The organism is Micromonospora sp. BRA006-A (assembly GCF_033433935.1).
GTDB lineage: Bacteria > Actinomycetota > Actinomycetes > Mycobacteriales > Micromonosporaceae > Micromonospora > Micromonospora aurantiaca.
In genome coordinates this window covers 5635752-5653176 of record NZ_JANCLW010000001.1, presented here as the reverse complement: position 1 = coordinate 5653176, position 17425 = coordinate 5635752, and the positions used below count along the sequence as shown (strand labels likewise).

The following is a 17425-nucleotide window of genomic DNA, read 5'->3' as shown; positions in this document are numbered from 1 at the left end:
CACCCGACAACAGCCTTCCAACCCGGCGCAAGCGGGTCAATCAGGCGGGACGTGTACGCGCCGTCCTCCTCAGGGAGGAGATCACCGGCTCGGTAGCGCCACCCAGGTGGCCCGGGCGCGGCCGAGCAGCGCGCCGTCCGCACCGTACAGGCTGGTGTGCACCTCGGCCCTGCGCCCCTCGGAGCCCACCGCCACGCCGGTCACCACGCACTCGTCGCCGGGCCGGGGCAGCGCCGTGACCTGCGCGGCGATCCGCCCCAGCACGTACGGCCGACCGGGCGCGAGCACCGCCCAGCCGCCCGGGCAGTCCAGCGCCGCCCACACCGTGGCGGGCACCACCTCGGCCGGCGCGCGGAACGGCGCGGCGGTCCGCCCGTCCGGCAGCCGGCCGGGGAAGATCCGCAACCCGTCCGGGTTCGCCGGGCCGCAGACGTAGCAGCGGGGGAACGGATGGTCGACCAGACCGGGGTACGCCCGCGCGGCCTGCGCCGCCGTCGCCGGGTCCACCGGCGGCACCACCGCGTCGACCGGCTCGACCCGGCGTACCTGGGCGATCAGGTGACCGCCCGGGTCGCGTACCTCGCCGTCGGCGGCGGTCAGCGGCGTGTCCAGCGGCGGCGGCCGGCGCAGGGTGACCTCCACCGGGCCCCGGTCGTCGATCAGCGCGGCGAAGATCCCGGCGCTCCAGCCGCCGTTGCCGGAGCCGTCCGGCCCCTGGAAGCGGGCCTCGACCAGCATGTGCACCTCCGGGTTCCCCTCCGCCTGCGCCGTCGCGGGCGGTCCGCCCGGCAGCCTCGCACACGCCGGTCCCGTCCCGGCCGTCCCGGTTCGCACGCCGCCGCCGACCGGCGTTCACCGGATCGACACCACTCATCCCGTCCGGCGGCAACCCGGGGCACCTACACAGGAGTCATGGCCGTTCTGCACGCCGCTGGCGCACCGCTCACGACCAGCGGTTACACCCTGCTGATCGCCGACGACCCGACTCTGGTCGCGGCCGCGCAACGCCTGCGCCACGAGGTGTTCGCCGGCGAACTCGGCGCCACCCTGCCGACCGCCGCCACCGGGCTCGACACCGACGGGTTCGACGCGTACTGCGACCACCTGGTGGTGCTGCGCGAGGGCACCGGGGAGGTCGTCGGCACGTACCGGCTGCTGCCGCCCGGCCGCACCGAACGCCGGTACGCCGACGCCGAGTTCGATCTGAGCCCGCTGGCCCCGCTCCGCGACCACCTGGTCGAGGCGGGCCGCTCCTGCGTCCACCCCGATCACCGCACCGGCGCGGTGATCAACCTGATGTGGGCCGGGATCTGCCGCTACCTGCACCTGCGCGGCGCCCGCTGGCTCGGCGGCTGCGCCTCGGTGCCGGTCGCCGACGGCGGGACCGCCGCCGCGCAGGTGTGGGCCGAGGTCACCGCCCGGCACCTCGCCCCGCCGCTGCTGCGGGTCACCCCGCGCCGGCCCTGGTTCGCCGAGGCGCCGGCCGCCGGCCTCGCCGCGCTCACCCCGGCGCAACGGCGGGCGCTCGTGCCGCCGCTGCTGCGCGGCTACCTGCGGCTGGGCGCCTGGGTGGCCGGCGAGCCCGCGTACGACGCGGACTTCGGCTGTGCCGACTTCTACGTGTTGTTCTCGCTGGACCGGATGAACCCGCGCTACCTGCGGCACTTCCTCGGCGAGGCCGGGTCGTGACCGCCGCCGAGCCGTGGGCGGCCGGTCCGGGTGCCGGGGAGGGCCTGTGGCGGCCGACCTCCGGCTGCGGGCCGGACTGCCTTCCGCCGACCGCAGCCCCGGACGTGTCGCGGCTGCGCCGTGCGGGACGGCTGCTCGGCGTACTCGGCATGCTGCTGGCCGGGGCGGGCCTCGCAGTGCTGCTGCCGCTGCTGTCCGCCGCCCGGGGCCGGGCCGCGTCGCGCGGCTGGGCGCGGTGGACGCTGCGTACCCTCGGGGTCCGGCTGCTGGTCCGCGGCCGGACGCCGCGCGGGCGCGCGCTGCTGGTCGCCAACCACGTCTCCTGGCTGGACATCCTGGCGGTGCTCGCCGTGTCGCCGGTCCGGATGGTGGCGAAGCGCGAGGTCCGGAGCTGGCCGCTGGTCGGTGCCCTGGCCGCCGCGGCGGGCACCGTCTTCGTGGACCGGTCCCGGCCGCGTGACCTGCCGGCCACCGTCGCGCGGGTGGCCGGCGCGCTGCGGTCCGGGCGGTCGGTGGCGGTGTTCCCGGAGGGTACGACCTGGTGCGGCGCCGCGACGGACTGCCGCCCGAGCCGCGGCTTCCGCCCGGCGATGTTCGAGGCCGCCGTGGCGGCGGGCGCGCCGGTGGTGCCGCTGAGCCTCGGTTACCGGTACGCGGGCGACCCGAGCACGCTGCCCGCCTTCCTGGGGGAGGAGACGCTCTGGGCGTCGGTACGCCGGGTGCTCGCCGCGCGGGGCCTGACCGTGTCGGTGACGGTGAGCGCGGCGCTGCACCCGGCCGAGGGCGCGGACCGCCGCGCGCTGGCCCGGATCGCCGAGGCCGCCGTCCACCCGGCCCCGCGTCCCGTGCTCGCGGCCCAGCTCGACCTGGCGGCCTGACCCGCTCCGCCGTCGGGGACGCGACACAGTCGCGATAGTGTCTTGTTAAGTCGCGATGTATCGCGTTACGCTCCTCGCAACACCTGGCACGCCGTGGGTCGGCGCGCCGACGAGGGGAGCGTGTCATGGCCAGTTGGACGGTCGACAACCCGCAGCGCATCACGCTGGACGAGCCCATCACCCGGCTCGACGCCGAGCTGATCAGCGGCCGGCTGAACGTGGTCGGCGCCGACGGTCCGGCCCGGGTCGACGTGACCCGGGTCAGCAGCCGGCCGCTCCTCGTCGAGGTACGCGACGGGCGGCTGACGATCCGGCACAAGCGCAAGCCCGGCCTGTTCGGCATCTTCTCCTGGTTCGGCAACCGGATCCGGGCCGAGGTGTCGGTGGCCGTCCCGCCGGACGTGCTCGCCACCCTGTCGGTGGTCAGCGGCGCGCTGGTCGCCTCCGGGCTGCGCCGGGAGACCCGGGTCGACGTCACCTCCGGCCAGGTCACGCTGCGCGGGCTGCGAGGACGCACCAGCGCGAAGGTCATCTCCGGGCCGGTCGAGGCGCTCGGCATCGGCGGTGACCTGGACCTGGAGACGGTCTCCGGTGAGCTGATCCTCGCCGACAGCGCGCCCGACCGGGTCCGCGCCCACGCCGTCTCCGGCTCGATCACCTGCGACCTGGACAACCCGCGCGGCAGCGAGATCCGGCTCAGCGCCATCTCCGGCAGCATCACCGTCCGGGTCCGCGAGGACAGCGACCTCACCGTGCACCTGCACACCACGTCCGGCAAGATCACCAGCGGCTTTCCCCAGGTGGACAGCGGTGGACGCGGGCTCGGCTCGATCAAGGACAGCCACGGCGTGCTCGGCGGGGGTGCGGGTAGGCTCTGGGCCTCCGCGACCTCCGGCAGCATCGCGCTGCTCGCCCGCCCGGTCGCGCCCGCCGACCATGTGGAGGACGTGCCGTGACCGCGGTGTTCAGCCACGGCCGGCTCCGGCTCTACCTGCTGAAGCTGCTCGACGACGGCCCGAAGCACGGCTACGAGCTGATCCGCCTGCTGGAGGAGCGCTTCCTCGGCCTGTACGCACCGAGCGCCGGCACCATCTACCCGCGCCTGCAACGGCTGGAGGCGGAGGGGCTGGTCACGCACACCGCCGCGGGTGGCCGCAAGGTCTACGAGATCACCGAGGCGGGCCGCGCCGAACTGCGGCAGCGCGCCGACGAGCTGTCGACGCTGGAGAACGACATCGGCGCCGCCGTCGAGGATCTCTCCGCGCTGGCCGGCGAGATCCGCACCGAGGTGCGCGGATCTGTGCGCGACCTGAAGCGGGAACTGCGCGAGGTGGCCCGGCAGACCCGCCAGGGCGGCTGGGCGGCGTCCGCCACCGCCCGTCCGGCGACCCGCGAGGGCGCGGCCCGTCCGGACGACTCACCGCTGCTCGCCGACTTCGACGAGCGGCTGGCCGCGTTCACCGTCGAGGTCGGTGCGCTCGTCCGGGCCCGGCGGCTGAGCGACAACCAGCTCCGTACCGCGATCCGGCTGCTCGACGGCGCGCTGGAAGGGCTGCGGCGACTGCTCCGCTGATCTCTCAGGTTGTTTCCAGGGAGCACCCAGCGTGGCCGCAGCCGCAGCGCGGATGATGGGTGACATGGCGGCTACCCACACCGAGGCACGGCTTCTCGTCGTCGAGGACGATCCCAACATCCTCGAACTGCTCTCCGCGAGCCTGCGCTTCGCGGGCTTCGACGTGGCCACCGCGACCAGCGGAAGCGCCGCCCTGAACGCCGCCAAGGACCACCGGCCCGACCTGGTGGTGCTCGACGTGATGCTGCCCGACCTGGACGGCTTCGAGGTCATCCGGATGCTGCGCGAGGGCGGTACGCGTACCCCAGTGGTGTTCCTGACCGCGCGCGACGCCACCGACGACAAGATCCGCGGGCTCACCCTGGGCGGCGACGACTACGTCACCAAGCCGTTCAGCCTGGAGGAGCTGACCGCCCGGATCCGGGCCGTGCTGCGGCGTACCGCGAGCGGTGAGCAGGCCCCGTCCCGCCTCACCTTCGCCGACCTGGAGCTGGACGAGGAGACCCACGAGGTGCACCGGGCCGGCCAGCGGGTGCAGCTGTCGCCGACCGAGTTCAAGCTGCTGCGTTACCTGATGCTCAACGCCAACCGGGTGCTCAGCAAGGCGCAGATCCTCGACCACGTCTGGAACTACGACTTCCGCGGTGACGACAACATCGTGGAGTCCTACATCTCGTACCTGCGGCGCAAGGTCGACAACACCCAGCCCCGGCTGATCCACACGCTCAGGGGAGTGGGATACGTGCTCCGCAAGCCGGCGGCGTGAACGTCGTCCACGACGCGAAGGGCAGGCTGCGCAGCGTCCCGCTCCGGCTGAAGCTCGTCGCCGCGGTCCTCGCGCTCGTGGCTGTGGCGCTGGTGGTGATCAGCGGCCTGACCGCGTTCCTGCTGCGGAACTATCTGATCGGGCAGGCGGACGACCAGCTCCGCGGCGGCGCGTACACGGTTGCCAACACGCTCGACAAGGCCGGCGGCGGCCCTATCAAGATCACCATTCCGTCGGACTACGTGGCGTCCGTCATGGCGCCCGGGGAGCTGCCGGAGGAGCCGACGCGCTACGAGGGCCTGCGCGACGAGGAACTGCCCCGGTTCCCCGCCGACTACGCGGGCTACCAGGAGCGGGTGGGCGACCCGTTCACCGTGCGCTCCGAGGACGGCCGCAGCCGGTGGCGGATGCTCTACACCGCCCTGCCCGACGGGCGGATCATCGCGCTCGGGCAGCACCTCACCGGCGTCGACTCCGCGGTCGGGCGGCTGGTGTGGATAGACCTGCTGGTCGGTGGCGCGGTGCTGATCTCGCTGGCGTCGGTGGGCGCCGGGATCGTCCGTACCAGCCTGAAGCCGCTGGTGGAGATCGAGCGGACGGCGGCGGCCATCGCCGGCGGCGACCTGACCCGGCGGGTGCCCGACCCGGAGGAGGGGCGGGCGTGCCCGACCTCGGAGCTGGGCCGCCTGTCCCGGGCACTGAACGCGATGCTGGCGCAGATCGAGGCCGCGTTCACTGCGCGGGCCGCCTCCGAGGCGGCGGCGCGCAGCGCCGAGATGGGCGCCCGGGACGCCGCCGCGTACGCGCAGGCGTCGGAGGCGCGGGCCCGCCGGTCCGAGGAGCGGATGCGGCAGTTCATCGCCGACGCCTCGCACGAGCTGCGCACGCCGCTGACCACCATCAGGGGCTTCGCCGAGCTGTACCGCCAGGGCGCGGCGCGGGCGCCGGAGCAGACCGCCGACCTGCTGCGCCGCATCGAGGACGAGGCGTCCCGGATGGGTCTGCTGGTGGAGGATCTGCTGCTGCTGGCGCGAATGGACCGGGAACGGCCGATCGCGCTGGCCCCGGTCGAGCTGCCGGTGCTGGCGTCCGACGCGGTCGAGGCGGCCCGGGTGATCGCCCCGGACCGGCGGATCGAGCTGGAGCGGGAACCGGGCGCCGGGCCGCTCGTGGTGCTCGGCGACGACGCGCGCCTGCGCCAGGTGATCGGCAACCTGATGACGAACGCGCTCACCCACACGCCGCCGGACGCCTCGGTGACGCTGCGGCTGCGGGCCGAGGCGGGCAACCTCGCCGTGGTGGAGGTGGCGGACACCGGTCCCGGCCTCACCCCGGAGCAGGCCGAACGGGTCTTCGAGCGGTTCTACCGGGTGGACGCCGCCCGTACCCGCCGGGCCGGCGGGCCGATCAGCACCGGCCTCGGCCTGGCCATCGTGGCCGCGCTCGTCGCCGCGCACCACGGCACCGTCGAGGTGGCGGAGACACCGGGCGGCGGGGCGACCTTCCGGGTGAAGCTGCCGCTGCTGCCCGAGGAGCCCGAGCCCGGCGAGTGACATTCAGAAAACTTCCAGGCGGAATCCAGGCTGGTGACAGTGCCACGGGGAAAGCTGGTTGCATGACCGACCACGAGACCGATCCGCAGCGGTCGCCGGCTCCCGCCGACGCCGAGCCGTCGCACCACACCGCCGAGCTGCCCCGCGTCGAGAGCGGGACGTCGGACTCCTCCAGCACCCCGGCCCCCGCGTCGGTTCCGGCCGACTCCCCGGCCGCCGGAACCGGCACCCCCGCCGGACACACGAACCCGGCCGGCAGCGCCGGAGACGCCGCGCCCGCCGGGCCGTACCCGCCGCAGCCGGCGACACCGTCCGCGCCGCCGTACCCGGCCTCGGGGCAGCCGCACCCCTGGTACGGGCAGCAGCACCAGCAGGCCGGCTGGAACCAGCAGTCCACCACCGGCTACCCGTCCACGCAGCACGGCGGGCCGGTGCCGTCGTACCAGGCGCAGCCGTACCAGACGCAGCAGGGCTACCAGCCGTACCAGCCCGGGCAGCAGATGCCGCAGTGGGGCCCGCAGCAGCCGGCCCGCCCCAGCCGGGCCGGGAAGTTCGTCGGCGCGGGCGCGCTGGCGCTGGCCCTGATGTTCGGCTCCGGCGTGGCCGGTGGCGCGCTCGCCCTCGCGCTCGACGGGGACGGCCCCACCCGCACCTACTCCGCCGCCCCGGTGATCAACAGCGCCGACCTGCCCAAGATCGCGGCGTCCGTGCAGGACAGCATCGTCACGATCATGACGAACAGCGGTGAGGGCTCCGGGGTGATCCTCAGCGCCGACGGGTACGTGCTCACAAACAACCACGTCGTCGCCGGCGCCGGCGGCGACACCGTGCGGGTGGTCTTCGCCGACGGCAAGAGCGCCTCCGCGAAGATCGTCGGCACCGACCCGAAGACCGACCTCGCGGTGGTCCAGGCCAGTGGCGTGAGCAACCTGAAGGCGGCCAAGTTCGGCGACAGCGACGCCATGCAGGTCGGTGACCAGGTGCTCGCCCTGGGCAGCCCGCTCGGCCTCCAGGGCTCGGTCACCGCCGGCATCCTCAGCGCCCGCGACCGCACCATCCAGGCGGGCGAGGGCGGCCAGCAGAACCCGCAGCAGGGCGCCAGCTCGATCTCCGGCCTGCTCCAGACCGACGCCCCGATCAACCCGGGCAACTCCGGCGGCGCGCTCGTCAACACCCGCGGCGAGGTGATCGGCATCAACACCGCCATCGCCACCGCCGGGCAGGGCAGCACCGGCAACATCGGTGTGGGCTTCGCCATCCCGAGCAACAAGGCCAAGAACGTGGCCGAGAAGCTCCAGCGCGGCGAGAAGATCAGCCACCCCTCGCTCGGGGTGAGCGTGAACGGCGCCGAGGACGGCGGGGCGCTCGTCGCCGCCGTCACGCCCGGCAGCCCCGCCGAGAAGGCCGGGCTCCAGCGCGGCGACGTGATCACCAAGTTCGGCGACAAGGTGATCAACGACTCGAACGACCTGGTCGGCGCCGTGCAGGCCGGCAAGGTCGGCGACCGGGTCGAGGTGCAGTACAAGCGAAACGGATCCAGCGAGAGCGCAACCGTGACGCTCGCCGAGACGTCATAGTCCCGAGGACCTGCCTCCCTCCCGGGCGGCGGGTGACGGAGCCAAGGGGGTTGGCTCCGTCACCCGCCGCCCCTCCTCGTTTCTCACCCGGTCCGGGTGAGCGCGCCTCACCCGTACCGGCGGGAGGGTCGGGGCATGACCACCACGTCCGCCGTGCGTACCGACCAGCAGATCCAGCGCGACGTCCTCGCCGAACTGGACTGGGACGCGCAGACCCGGGCCACCGAGATCGGCGTGACGGTCTCGCGGGGCGTCGTGACGCTCACCGGCCGGGTGGACAGCTACGCCCGGCGGTGGGCCGCCGAGCGCTGCGCCCACCGGGTACGCGGCGTCCGGGCGGTCGCCAGCGACCTGGCGGTCGACCTGCCCGCCACGGACCTGCGTACCGACGCCGACATCGCGATCGCGGCGAGCCGGGCGCTGGAGTGGGACAGCTTCGTGCCCGCCGAGCGGCTGGACGTGACCGTCGCCGACGGCTGGATCATGCTGCGCGGCGAGGTCGAGTTCGGCTTCCAGCGCCGTACCGCCGAGCGGGAACTGCGCCGGCTGCGCGGCGTACGCGGGGTGACGAACCTGGTCGAGGTGCGGCCCCCGACGCCGCCGAGTGACGAGCAGAGACGACTCGACCTGCGCGCCCTGCTGCTGCGGCGTACCGGCACCGAGCGGATCGACGCGCGGGTCGACGGCGACACGGTGGTGCTCGACGGCGTGGTGAGCGCCTGGTGGCAGCGCGAGGACGCGGAACGGGCCGCCTGGGCGCTGCCCGGCGTACGGGAGGTGCACGTCGGGATCGTGGTGTCCGGCTGACCGCCCGTCGTTTACCGCGGGCCGGGCCGGGAACGCGCGGGCAGCGGGTACGCCGGGGACCGACGGGGAGGACTCGTGGCCGTGAACCAGCAGTCCCCGGAGCGCGCCTGGGCCGGGCCGTTGCGGATCGCCATGGTGGTGCCGCCGTGGCTGTCGGTGCCGCCGCCCGGCTACGGCGGACTGGAGACGGTGGTGGCGGGCCTCGTCGACGCGCTCGTCGACAGGGGGCACCGCGTCACGCTGTTCGGCGCGGGCAGCGAGCACGGCACCGCCGCCGACTTCGTCTCCACCTGCGACGACCTCCAGTACGAGCGGATGGGCGAGTCGCTGCCCGAACTGGCGCACCTGGCCCACGTGGACCGCCTGGTCGACCCGGCCGGCTTCGACCTGATCCACGACCACACCACGATCGGCCCGATGGTGGCCGGCCGCCGCCGTGTGCCCACAGTGGCCACCGTGCACGGCAACCCGGTCGGTGAGTACGGCACCGTGCTCGGCAACACCGACCGGGGGGTGGGGCTGGTCGCGATCTCGCACGCCCAGCGCCGCGCGAACCCGGGACTGCCCTGGGCGGGCACCGTGCACAACGCGATGCCGCTGCGGGACATCCCGCGCAAGCGCAGCCCGGGCGCGGGCCCGGTGCTCTGGCTGGCCCGGTTCAGCCCGGACAAGGGCCCGGACGTGGCGATCGCGGCCTGCCGGTCCGCCGGGCTGCCGCTCACGCTCGCCGGCAAGAGCAACGAGCCGGCCGAGCGCCGCTACCTGGAGCAGGTGGTCCGGCCGCTGCTCGGCGACGACGTGACACTCGTGGTGAACGCGGACCGTGCCACCGCGCTGCGGCTGCTGCTGGACGCCCGCTGCCTGATCATGCCGATCCAGTGGGCGGAGCCGTTCGGCATGGTGATGGTGGAGGCGATGGCCACCGGTACGCCGGTGGTGGCGCTGGGCCGGGGCGCGGTGCCGGAGCTGGTCCGCGACGGGATCACCGGTTTCGTCTGCGAGCACCCCGGCGAGCTGCCGGCGGCGCTGCGGGCGGCGGCGGACCTGGATCCGGAGGACTGCGTCGCGCACGTGGCGGAGAACTTCTCGGTGGAGCGGATGGCCGCCGACTACGAGGCGGTCTACCGGGGCTTCCTGGCCGCGCGGGCACCCGCCCGGGCAGCCCGCGCGGTCGCGCCCGCCGTGGCCGGCTGACCGGTCAGGTCCGCCCGGCCACGAGTTCCGCCGCCGCGGCGTCGAGTCGCCGCGCGTACCCGGGGCTGATGCTGCCCTCCCGGCGACGCTCGTCGATCTTGCCGCGGAGCCGGTCCACGGCGGCGGTCACCTCGCCCTCGCCGTTCGCGGCGACCGCGTTGCGCAGCAGGTTGCGCAGGTCCACCCCGACGTCCTCGCGGATCTGGCCCTCGGTCAGCCCGGCCTCGATCAGCCCGTCCACCCGTTCGGCGGCGTCGGCCTGACCGGCGGCCGGCGGGCGGGCGCCCTCGCTCGGCGGCACCGACGTCGGCGTGGCCGGCGGCGTGGTGGCCGGTTCCTCGGCCACCGGCGGGTCGGCGGGCGACGGCTGCACCGGCCCGGCGGTCGGCAGCACCCGCGGGTCGGTGGTCCGGTCCGGCGTCAGCGCGGGCGCCAGCAGCGCCGCGGCGGCGACCACAGTCACGCCGACGGCGGCCAGCGTGAGGGTGCGGCGCCGGCTCGGCGCCGGCTGCGCGGCGGGTTCCTGCCCCGGCTCCGGGCGCGGCTGCGCGGCGGGGGCCGGGCCCGGGGCGGGCGGCCCGGCCGGTTCCGGGCCGGTCGGCGGCGGCGAGGTCAGCGCGGGCAGCGTCATGGTCGGCGCCAGCATGGTGGCGGCCTGCGGGTCGGCGGGCAGCAACTGGTCGCGCAGCACGGCGGCGACCCGGTGCGCGGTGGGCCGCCGGCGCGGGTCGCGGTCCAGGCAGCGCAGGCAGATGTCAGCGACCGGACCGGGCAGTCCCGGTACGTCGTCCAGTGTCGGCTCCGGACAGTCCGCGAGGGCCGCGCTCAGTTGCTCCCAGGTCTCCGCCGGGTACGGCGGGTGCCCGGTCAGCGTCTCGAACAGCAGCACGCCCAGCGAGTAGACGTCGGTGGCCGGCTGGGCGGGCGCGCCGTCGAGCCGTTCCGGCGCCACGTACGCCGGGGTGCCGAACGTGCCGCCGTCCTCGTCGTCGTCCGGCGCGCCGATCCGGGTGGCGATGCCGAAGTCGAGCACCTTCGCGCCGGTGCCGGTCATCATCACGTTGGCCGGTGTGACGTCGCGGTGCACGATGCCGAGCCGGTGCGCCGCGGCCAGCGCCTCGGCCACCTGCGCGCCCGTCTCCACCGCCGCCGGCCAGGGCAGCGGCCCCTCGCTGAGCCGGTGTTCCAACTCCTCGCCGCTGAGCAGCTCCATCACCACGAACGAGGTGATCGAGCCGTCCGGGGCCACCGTCTCGCCGTAGTCGTGCACGGCGGTGACGTGCGGGTGGTCGAGCTGGGCGGCGGAGCGGGCCTCCTCGCGCACCATGTCGCGGAACCGGGCGTCGGCGGCGAGCGAGGGAGCGAGCACCTTGACCGCCACGATCCGGTCGAGCACCTCGTCGCGGGCACGCCAGATCACCGACATGCCACCGGCACCGATCCGGTCGATGAGCCGGTACCGCCGGGCCAGCAGACGGCCGGCCTGGAGTGTCGCCATCAGCTCGCACCTGCCTGTGCTCGGGAGCGCTATCAGGTTGCGGGAATGTGTCTGACCTGTCAACAGTCGTCCGGTTGACGATCGCGCTGCGTCACGACTCGGCCGGTGTCGCGTGACGGTCCGGTCACGGGCGGGGCAGCCGGCCGGCCGGGTGTGGGCCGCGTGCCAGGATGAACGGCATGGCAGCAGGTCCGGTGGCGTTCGTGCTCGGCGGCGGGGGAGTGCTCGGCGCGGTCGAGGTGGGCATGCTGCGCGCCCTGTTCCGTGCCCGGATCACACCCGACACGGTGCTGGGTACGTCGATCGGCGCGGTCAACGGCGCCCTGGTCGCCGCCGACCCGACCGAGGCGGTCACCGACCGGCTGGTCCGGCTCTGGGCCTCGCCCGAGGCCAGCGAGGTGTACGGTGACTCGGTCGCCCGGCAGCTACGCCGGTTCGCGGCACGTACCCACCTGCACTCGCCCCGCCCGCTGTACCGCCTGCTGGAGAGCGCGCTGGGCGAGGACACCACGTTCGCCGACCTGGCCGTGCCGTTCCGCTGCTGCGCCGCGAACATCGAGCGCGCGGCCGAGCACTGGTTCCACACCGGACCGCTGGTGCCGGCGGTGCTCGCCTCCGCCTCGGTGCCCGGGCTGCTGCCCCCGACCCAGATCGACGGCCAGCACTACATCGACGGCGGGGTGGTCAACTCGATCCCGGTCGGCGAGGCGGTGCTGCTCGGCGCGAAGCAGATCTTCGTACTCCAGGTGGGCCGGATCGAACGCGAGCTGACTCCGCCGCGCCGCCCCTGGGAGATCGCCCAGGTGGCGTTCGAGATCGCCCGCCGGCACCGGTTCGCGCGGGAGATGGCGGCGCTGCCCGAGGACGTCGAGGTGCACGTGCTGCCCACCGGCGGGCTGGAGCCGCGCGACGACAGCCCGTGGGCGTACCGGGACACGGCGGCGGTGGGACGGCGGATCAGTCGCGCGTACACTGCCTCCCGCCGATACCTGGACACCGCGCTGGAGCGCTGAATGCCGCTGCCACCCCGCTGGCTACGCCGGTTGGTGCTCGCCCCTGGTGTGGTGCTGCTCGCCTTCCTCGTGGTGACCACGCTTCCCGGCTGGGCGCTGCTGGCGCTCGCCGCGTCGCCGCTGGTGCCGGGACGGCTCCGGCCGCTGCGGCTGCTCTGGATCGGCACCGTCTACCTGGTCTGGGACGCCGCCGCGCTGCTCGCCCTGTTCCTGCTCTGGCTCGCCTCCGGCTTCGGCGTGTACAAGCGCGCGCCGGCCTTCCAGCGGGCCCACTACGTGCTGGCCGGCTGGTTCCTGCGGATCATGTTCTGGCAGGCCCGGTGGACGCTGCGGCTGAGCATCGACGTGGTCGGCACCGACCCGGACACCGCCCTGCCCGGCCGCCCCGAACTGGTGGTCTGCCGGCACGCCGGGCCCGGCGACTCGTTCATCCTGATCCACGCGCTGGTGAACTGGTTCAACCGGGAACCCCGGATCGTGCTCAAGGAGACCCTCCAGTGGGATCCGGCGATCGACGTGCTGCTCAACCGGCTGCCCAACCGGTTCATCGCGGCCGGGCCGGACGGGCGTGAGTCGGTGGCCCGGCAGGTCGGGCACCTGGCCACCGGCCTGGACGACGACGACGCCTTCGTGATCTTCCCGGAGGGCGGCAACTTCACCCCGGCGCGGCGGCTGCGTGCGATCGACCGGCTCCGGTCGCTCGGCCTGGAACGGATGGCGCGCCGCGCCGAGCGGATGCGGCACGTGCTCGCCCCGCAGCCGGGCGGGCTGCTCGCCGCGCTCGACGCCGCGCCGGACGCCGGCGTGATCTTCGTGGCACACACCGGGCTGGACCAGATGCTCACCGTCGCGGACGTGTGGCGTGAGCTGCCGATGGACAAGCGGATCGTGATGCGGTTCTGGTCGGTGCCGCCGGAGGAGATCCCGGCCGGCAAGCAGGAACGCGTCGACTGGCTGTTCGACTGGTGGGCCCGCATCGATAGGTGGATCGCGGACAACCGCGACGGCACCGTCGACGCCTGAGCCGATTCCCCGCGCCTGCTCGGCGCGGTGGCAGCGGGCCGCGTAGGGTGCGCTCGTGGAGCAGATCTGCGTGGTGACGACTGTGGTGGACGCCCGCGGGGTCGCGGACGTGCTGGCGGCCGCGGCCGTCGCCGGCCGGCTGGCGGCCTGCGCCCAGGTCGGCGGCCCGGTCGACAGCACCTACTGGTGGCAGTCGGCGATCCAGACCACCGCCGAGTGGCAGGTGCGGTTCAAGACCGCGCCGGACCGGGTGGACGCCCTGGTCGACCAGCTCCGCGCCAACCACCCGTACGAGGTGCCGGAGATCCTGGTCAGCCGGGAGGACAGCGGCAACCCCGGCTACACCGCCTGGGTGCGCGAGCAGACCCGGCCCTAGGTACTCCTACTCTGTCCGTCCGCTCCGCCGCCCGCGAAGCTGGCCGGGTGGAGAACACCGGCTACCCCTGCCCCGGTTGCGGCGCCCCGGCCGACCTCGTCGCCGGATGCCGCGGCTGCGGCCGTCCGCCCTACCCGCCCGCCGCCGAGGTGGTCCGGCTGGACCGGGAGATCACCGAGCTGGTGCCGCGCGTCGAGGCGGCCCGGCTCGCGTACCAGGATCTGTCCGTCCGGCTGGTCACGGCCCGGCAGCGGCGGGCGGCGCTGGCCGCCCGGGTCCGTCAGGAGATCCCCGCGCCGCGCGCCGCCGGTCCCGCGCCGCTCCCGGCGCCGCCGCCGCGTCGAATTCCGCAGGCCCCCGTCCCGGTACGCCCCGGCGGCGCGGAGACCTCCACCCGCGCGGTCCAGGGCCTGCTGTTCGTCCTCGGCGGGCTGCTGCTCGGCACCGCCGCCGTGGTGTTCACCGCCGTCGCCTGGAGCACGTTCGGGGTGGCCGGCCGGGCGCTGATCCTGCTCGCGGTCACCGCGCTGGCACTGGTCGCGCCGCTCGTCGCCCGGGCACGCGGGCTGCGTGGCACCGCCGAGACGCTCGCCTCGGTGGCGCTGCTCCTGGTGGTCCTGGACGGATCCGCCGCCTGGTCGGTGGACCTGTTCGGGGTGACCGGCCTGCCCGGCAGCCGGTACGCGGCGCTGGTGGCGGCGGGCAGCGCCGCGGTGGCGGCCGGGTACGCACTGGTCAGCCGCCTCACCGCACCCTGGTTCGCGGCGTGGCTGCTCGCGCAGCCGGTGCTGCCGCTGGCCGCTGCCGCGTCCCGGCCCACCGCCGCCGGCTGGGCGCTGGTGCTGACCGCCGTGGCGCTCGGTGACCTCGCGGTCGTGGTCGTGCTGCGCCGCCGTACCTCCGGCAGTCGCACGGCGCTCGCGGCCGGGCGGGTGCTGGGCTGGACCGGGCACGGCACGGCGCTGGTCCTGGCGGCCGGCTGCGCGCTGGTGCCGCTGACGGTCGGCCACGCGGCGGGCATCCCGCTGCTGGCCGGCGGCCCGCTGCTGGTGGTGGCGCTGGCGCTGGTCGCCGGCGCGCTCGCCGCGGGTGGCCGCCTCTGGCGCGCGTCGACCACCGGGCTGCTGGTGCCGGTGCTCGCTCTCGCGCTGATCCGGCCGGTCGCCGAGTGGCGGCCCGGGCTGCTGCTGATCGCCGCCGGCCTGGTGGTGGCGGCGCTCGCCGGTGCGGTCCGGGCGTTGCCGGCGCCGGTCCGGACCGGTCCGCTCGTGGGCGCGCTCGCCGTGGCCGCCGTGCTGGGTCAGGTGGCGGTCGTGCTCACCGGCCTGGTCGGCGCGTCCACCGCGAGCGTCGGCTTCCCGGCCTGGCAGGGCGGGCGGGACGTGCCGGTCCCGTCCTGGGGCTGGCAGCTTCCGGTGGCGTTGCTGCTGACCGCCGGGGCGGTCGCACTGCTGACGCCCCGGGCCGTCCGGCCGCTCACCGGTGTGGCCGCCGCCGGGCTGGTCGCCCTCGCCGCGCCGGCCGTGACGGCGACGCCGTGGCCGATGGTGCTGGTCGTGGACCTCGCGACCGCCGCCGTGCTGCTGCTGGCGGCGGTGGCCCGGCCGCGCGGGGGACGGGTCGTCGTGCCGGTCACCGCGTCGGCCGGGGCGGTACTGCTCGGGCACGCGCTGCTCGTCGGCTGCGCCGCCCCGGGCGCGGCCGTCGCAGTGCTCGCCGTGACCGCGGTGCTCGGCGTGGCGCTCGCCGCGCTGGGCCGGCGCGGGCGGGACGCGCAGCCGGTGGTGGGCGGCACGGCGCTGGCGGTGGCGCTGCTCGCCGTACCGGCGGCGGTGGCGGTCGCGCTGCTCGGCCTCGGTGCGCCGCTCTGGTGGCAACTGCGGGGTGCCCTCGCCGCCGTCGTGGTGCCGGTCGTCGTCGTCCTCGCCGTCCGTCGCCTGTGGACCGATCTGAGTGGGTACGCCTCGACGGGGCTCGCCGTGGCGCTCGCCGGGACCGGCCTCGTGCCGCTCGTCGCGCCGGGCGGGGAACCGGTGGCGCCGTACGCCACGGCGGGGGTGCTGCTGGCGCTCGCCGCCGGGGCCGGCTCCCGGCCGGTGGTCGCGCTGCGCGCGGTCGGCAGCGCGCTGGCCGTCGTGGCGTTGCTGGCCGTGTCCCCGGTGGTGCTGACGTTGCTCGTGGACCTGCCGGTGCAACCCTGGTCCGGGGTGCCCGCCGCCGTGGCGGCGTCCGCCGGGACCGCCCGCGCCGGGCTGGTGCTGCTGCTCCTGGGCGTCGCCGCCGGGGCGTACGCCGCCACGGATCGCCGCCTCGCCTGGTGGGTCGCCGCGCTGCCGTTCGGCGCTGTCGCGCTGCCCGTGCTGGCGGAGGCGGCCGGTGCGCCCTGGCCGGTGGTGCCGGCGGTCGCGTTCGGCGTCGGGCTGGCCGCGCTGCTGGTCGCCGCGCTCACCGGTGCGCGTCCGGCGGTGCTCGTGCCGCTCGGGGCGGTGCTCGCCGTACCCGGGTTCGGTGGCCTGCTCGCCACCCGGGCGCTGACGCTCGCCGCACTCGGGGCGCTGGTGGTGGCCGGTGCCGTGACCGGGGCGGCCGGGCGGCCGGCGGTGGTCCGGATCGCGGGGTGGCTGGGCGCGGTCGCGACTGCCACCGGGTTCGCGGTCACCGCGTCGCTGGCGGCGGGGCTGCCGCTGCGTACCGCGGCGTTCGCCGCCCTGGCCGTCGCGGCGGTGACGCTGCACGCGGCGCCGCTGCTGCGCGTGGTTCGCGGGCCGGGCGGTCTCGGCGCGGGGCGGGCCGGTGTGTGGGCGCTGGAGGCGGCGGCGCAGGCAGTGGCGCTGCTCGCGCTGCTGCTCACCGGCGGCTCGCTGCGGTACGCGGCGGCGGTCTGCGTGCTGTGGGGCGTGGCCGTCGCGGTCCGGGTGTCACGCCGGGGCGAGTCGCCGGCCGGGCGTCGCGTGCTGGCGGCGGTGGCCGCCGGCAGCGAGCTGGTCGGGGCGTGGTTGCTGCTCGCCGCGGGCGGGGTGGTCGTGCTGGAGGCGTACACGCTGCCGGCGGCGGCGCTCGCCCTGGGTGCCGGGCTGCTGGCGCTGCGGCGCCGACCCGGGCTGACCAGTTGGCCGGCGCTCGGCCCGGGGCTCGGTGCGGCGTTCCTGCCGAGCCTCGTGTCGGTGCTGGTCTCCGGTGAGCCGCAGCCGTGGCGGCGGCTGGCACTCGGCGCGGCGGCGCTCGCCGTCGTCCTCGGCGGGGCGACCCGGCGCTGGCAGGCGCCTGTGGTGCTGGGCGCGGCCACGCTGGTGCCGCTGGCGCTGCACGAGCTGGCCCGGGGCTGGGACCTGCTGCCCCGCTGGATCTTCCTGGGAGTGGGTGGGCTGCTGCTGATCGGGCTGGCCGCCACCTACGAGCGGCGCCGGCGCGACCTGGTCCGGCTGCGCGACGCGGTCGCCCGGCTCGGCTGACCCGGCGGGGATGCGGCCCGGGCGGG

Annotated in this window: 15 protein-coding genes; 13 read left to right on the top strand and 2 right to left on the bottom strand. The window is 75.7% G+C overall.

Annotated features, from left to right (window positions below; translation table 11 throughout):
* Positions 1-81: 81 nt before the first annotated feature.
* Positions 82-738, bottom strand: coding sequence for a hypothetical protein (locus NMK34_RS25700; protein ID WP_318335546.1), 657 nt, complete (start codon positions 736-738; stop codon positions 82-84).
* A 174-nt stretch (positions 739-912) separates the two neighbouring features.
* On the opposite strand from NMK34_RS25700, the gene NMK34_RS25695 reads away from it, so the two are divergent.
* From NMK34_RS25695 to NMK34_RS25655, 9 genes are all read left to right on the top strand, one after another.
* Positions 913-1689: a GNAT family N-acetyltransferase gene (locus NMK34_RS25695; RefSeq protein WP_318335545.1), complete on the top strand. Its 777-nt coding sequence runs from the start codon at positions 913-915 to the stop codon at positions 1687-1689.
* Positions 1686-2567 carry a lysophospholipid acyltransferase family protein gene (locus NMK34_RS25690; protein WP_318335544.1) on the top strand — a complete coding sequence of 294 codons (882 nt, stop codon included), beginning with the start codon at positions 1686-1688 and terminating at the stop codon, positions 2565-2567. Before NMK34_RS25695 ends, NMK34_RS25690 begins: the two co-directional genes overlap by 4 nt.
* A 125-nt stretch (positions 2568-2692) precedes the next feature.
* Positions 2693-3523 (top strand): DUF4097 family beta strand repeat-containing protein, encoded by an 831-nt coding sequence (locus NMK34_RS25685; protein ID WP_318335543.1) that lies wholly within the window; start codon positions 2693-2695, stop codon positions 3521-3523.
* Entirely contained in the window at positions 3520-4140 is a 621-nt protein-coding gene (locus NMK34_RS25680) for a PadR family transcriptional regulator (protein WP_318335542.1), read from the top strand. Before NMK34_RS25685 ends, NMK34_RS25680 begins: the two co-directional genes overlap by 4 nt.
* 64 nt (positions 4141-4204) lie before the next feature.
* Positions 4205-4906, top strand: coding sequence for a response regulator transcription factor (locus NMK34_RS25675; RefSeq protein ID WP_318335541.1), 702 nt, complete (start codon positions 4205-4207; stop codon positions 4904-4906).
* Positions 4903-6459, top strand: coding sequence for a sensor histidine kinase (locus tag NMK34_RS25670; RefSeq protein ID WP_318335540.1), 1557 nt, complete (start codon positions 4903-4905; stop codon positions 6457-6459). Before NMK34_RS25675 ends, NMK34_RS25670 begins: the two co-directional genes overlap by 4 nt.
* A gap of 62 nt (positions 6460-6521) precedes the next feature.
* Entirely contained in the window at positions 6522-8036 is a 1515-nt protein-coding gene (locus NMK34_RS25665; protein ID WP_318335539.1) for a S1C family serine protease, read from the top strand.
* A 135-nt stretch (positions 8037-8171) separates the two neighbouring features.
* Positions 8172-8843 carry a BON domain-containing protein gene (locus NMK34_RS25660; protein WP_318335538.1) on the top strand — a complete coding sequence of 224 codons (672 nt, stop codon included), beginning with the start codon at positions 8172-8174 and terminating at the stop codon, positions 8841-8843.
* 132 nt (positions 8844-8975) lie between these two features.
* Positions 8976-10037, top strand: coding sequence for a glycosyltransferase family 4 protein (locus NMK34_RS25655; RefSeq protein ID WP_318336424.1), 1062 nt, complete (start codon positions 8976-8978; stop codon positions 10035-10037).
* A gap of 4 nt (positions 10038-10041) precedes the next feature.
* Here the strand turns inward: NMK34_RS25655 and NMK34_RS25650 are convergent, their stop codons facing one another.
* A complete protein-coding gene (locus NMK34_RS25650) occupies positions 10042-11535 on the bottom strand; it encodes a serine/threonine-protein kinase (RefSeq protein ID WP_318335537.1) in 1494 nt (497 codons plus the stop codon).
* A 179-nt stretch (positions 11536-11714) separates the two neighbouring features.
* On the opposite strand from NMK34_RS25650, the gene NMK34_RS25645 reads away from it, so the two are divergent.
* The 4 genes from NMK34_RS25645 to NMK34_RS25630 are packed head-to-tail and all read left to right on the top strand — an operon-like array spanning position 11715 to position 17399.
* Complete coding sequence (locus NMK34_RS25645; protein ID WP_318335536.1) at positions 11715-12548, top strand: patatin-like phospholipase family protein; 834 nt, start codon at positions 11715-11717, stop codon at positions 12546-12548.
* Positions 12549-13571, top strand: a complete 1023-nt coding sequence (locus NMK34_RS25640) for a 1-acyl-sn-glycerol-3-phosphate acyltransferase (protein WP_269697596.1) — start codon at positions 12549-12551, stop codon at positions 13569-13571.
* A 55-nt stretch (positions 13572-13626) separates the two neighbouring features.
* Positions 13627-13947 (top strand): divalent-cation tolerance protein CutA, encoded by a 321-nt coding sequence (gene cutA / locus NMK34_RS25635; protein WP_030503202.1) that lies wholly within the window; start codon positions 13627-13629, stop codon positions 13945-13947.
* A 47-nt stretch (positions 13948-13994) separates the two neighbouring features.
* Positions 13995-17399: an SCO7613 C-terminal domain-containing membrane protein gene (locus tag NMK34_RS25630; RefSeq protein WP_318335535.1), complete on the top strand. Its 3405-nt coding sequence runs from the start codon at positions 13995-13997 to the stop codon at positions 17397-17399.
* Positions 17400-17425: the final 26 nt, after the last annotated feature.

Excerpts from the sequence above, each read along its gene's own strand:
- NMK34_RS25665 (WP_318335539.1), top strand. The coding sequence starts at position 6,522 with ATGACCGACCACGAGACCGATCCGCAGCGGTCGCCGGCTCCCGCCGAC.
- NMK34_RS25675 (WP_318335541.1), top strand. The coding sequence starts at position 4,205 with ATGGCGGCTACCCACACCGAGGCACGGCTTCTCGTCGTCGAGGACGAT.
- NMK34_RS25650 (WP_318335537.1), bottom strand. The coding sequence starts at position 11,535 with ATGGCGACACTCCAGGCCGGCCGTCTGCTGGCCCGGCGGTACCGGCTC.
- NMK34_RS25640 (WP_269697596.1), top strand. The coding sequence starts at position 12,549 with ATGCCGCTGCCACCCCGCTGGCTACGCCGGTTGGTGCTCGCCCCTGGT.
- NMK34_RS25695 (WP_318335545.1), top strand. The coding sequence starts at position 913 with ATGGCCGTTCTGCACGCCGCTGGCGCACCGCTCACGACCAGCGGTTAC.
- NMK34_RS25700 (WP_318335546.1), bottom strand. The coding sequence starts at position 738 with ATGCTGGTCGAGGCCCGCTTCCAGGGGCCGGACGGCTCCGGCAACGGC.
- NMK34_RS25655 (WP_318336424.1), top strand. The coding sequence starts at position 8,976 with ATGGTGGTGCCGCCGTGGCTGTCGGTGCCGCCGCCCGGCTACGGCGGA.
- NMK34_RS25645 (WP_318335536.1), top strand. The coding sequence starts at position 11,715 with ATGGCAGCAGGTCCGGTGGCGTTCGTGCTCGGCGGCGGGGGAGTGCTC.
- NMK34_RS25660 (WP_318335538.1), top strand. The coding sequence starts at position 8,172 with ATGACCACCACGTCCGCCGTGCGTACCGACCAGCAGATCCAGCGCGAC.
- NMK34_RS25685 (WP_318335543.1), top strand. The coding sequence starts at position 2,693 with ATGGCCAGTTGGACGGTCGACAACCCGCAGCGCATCACGCTGGACGAG.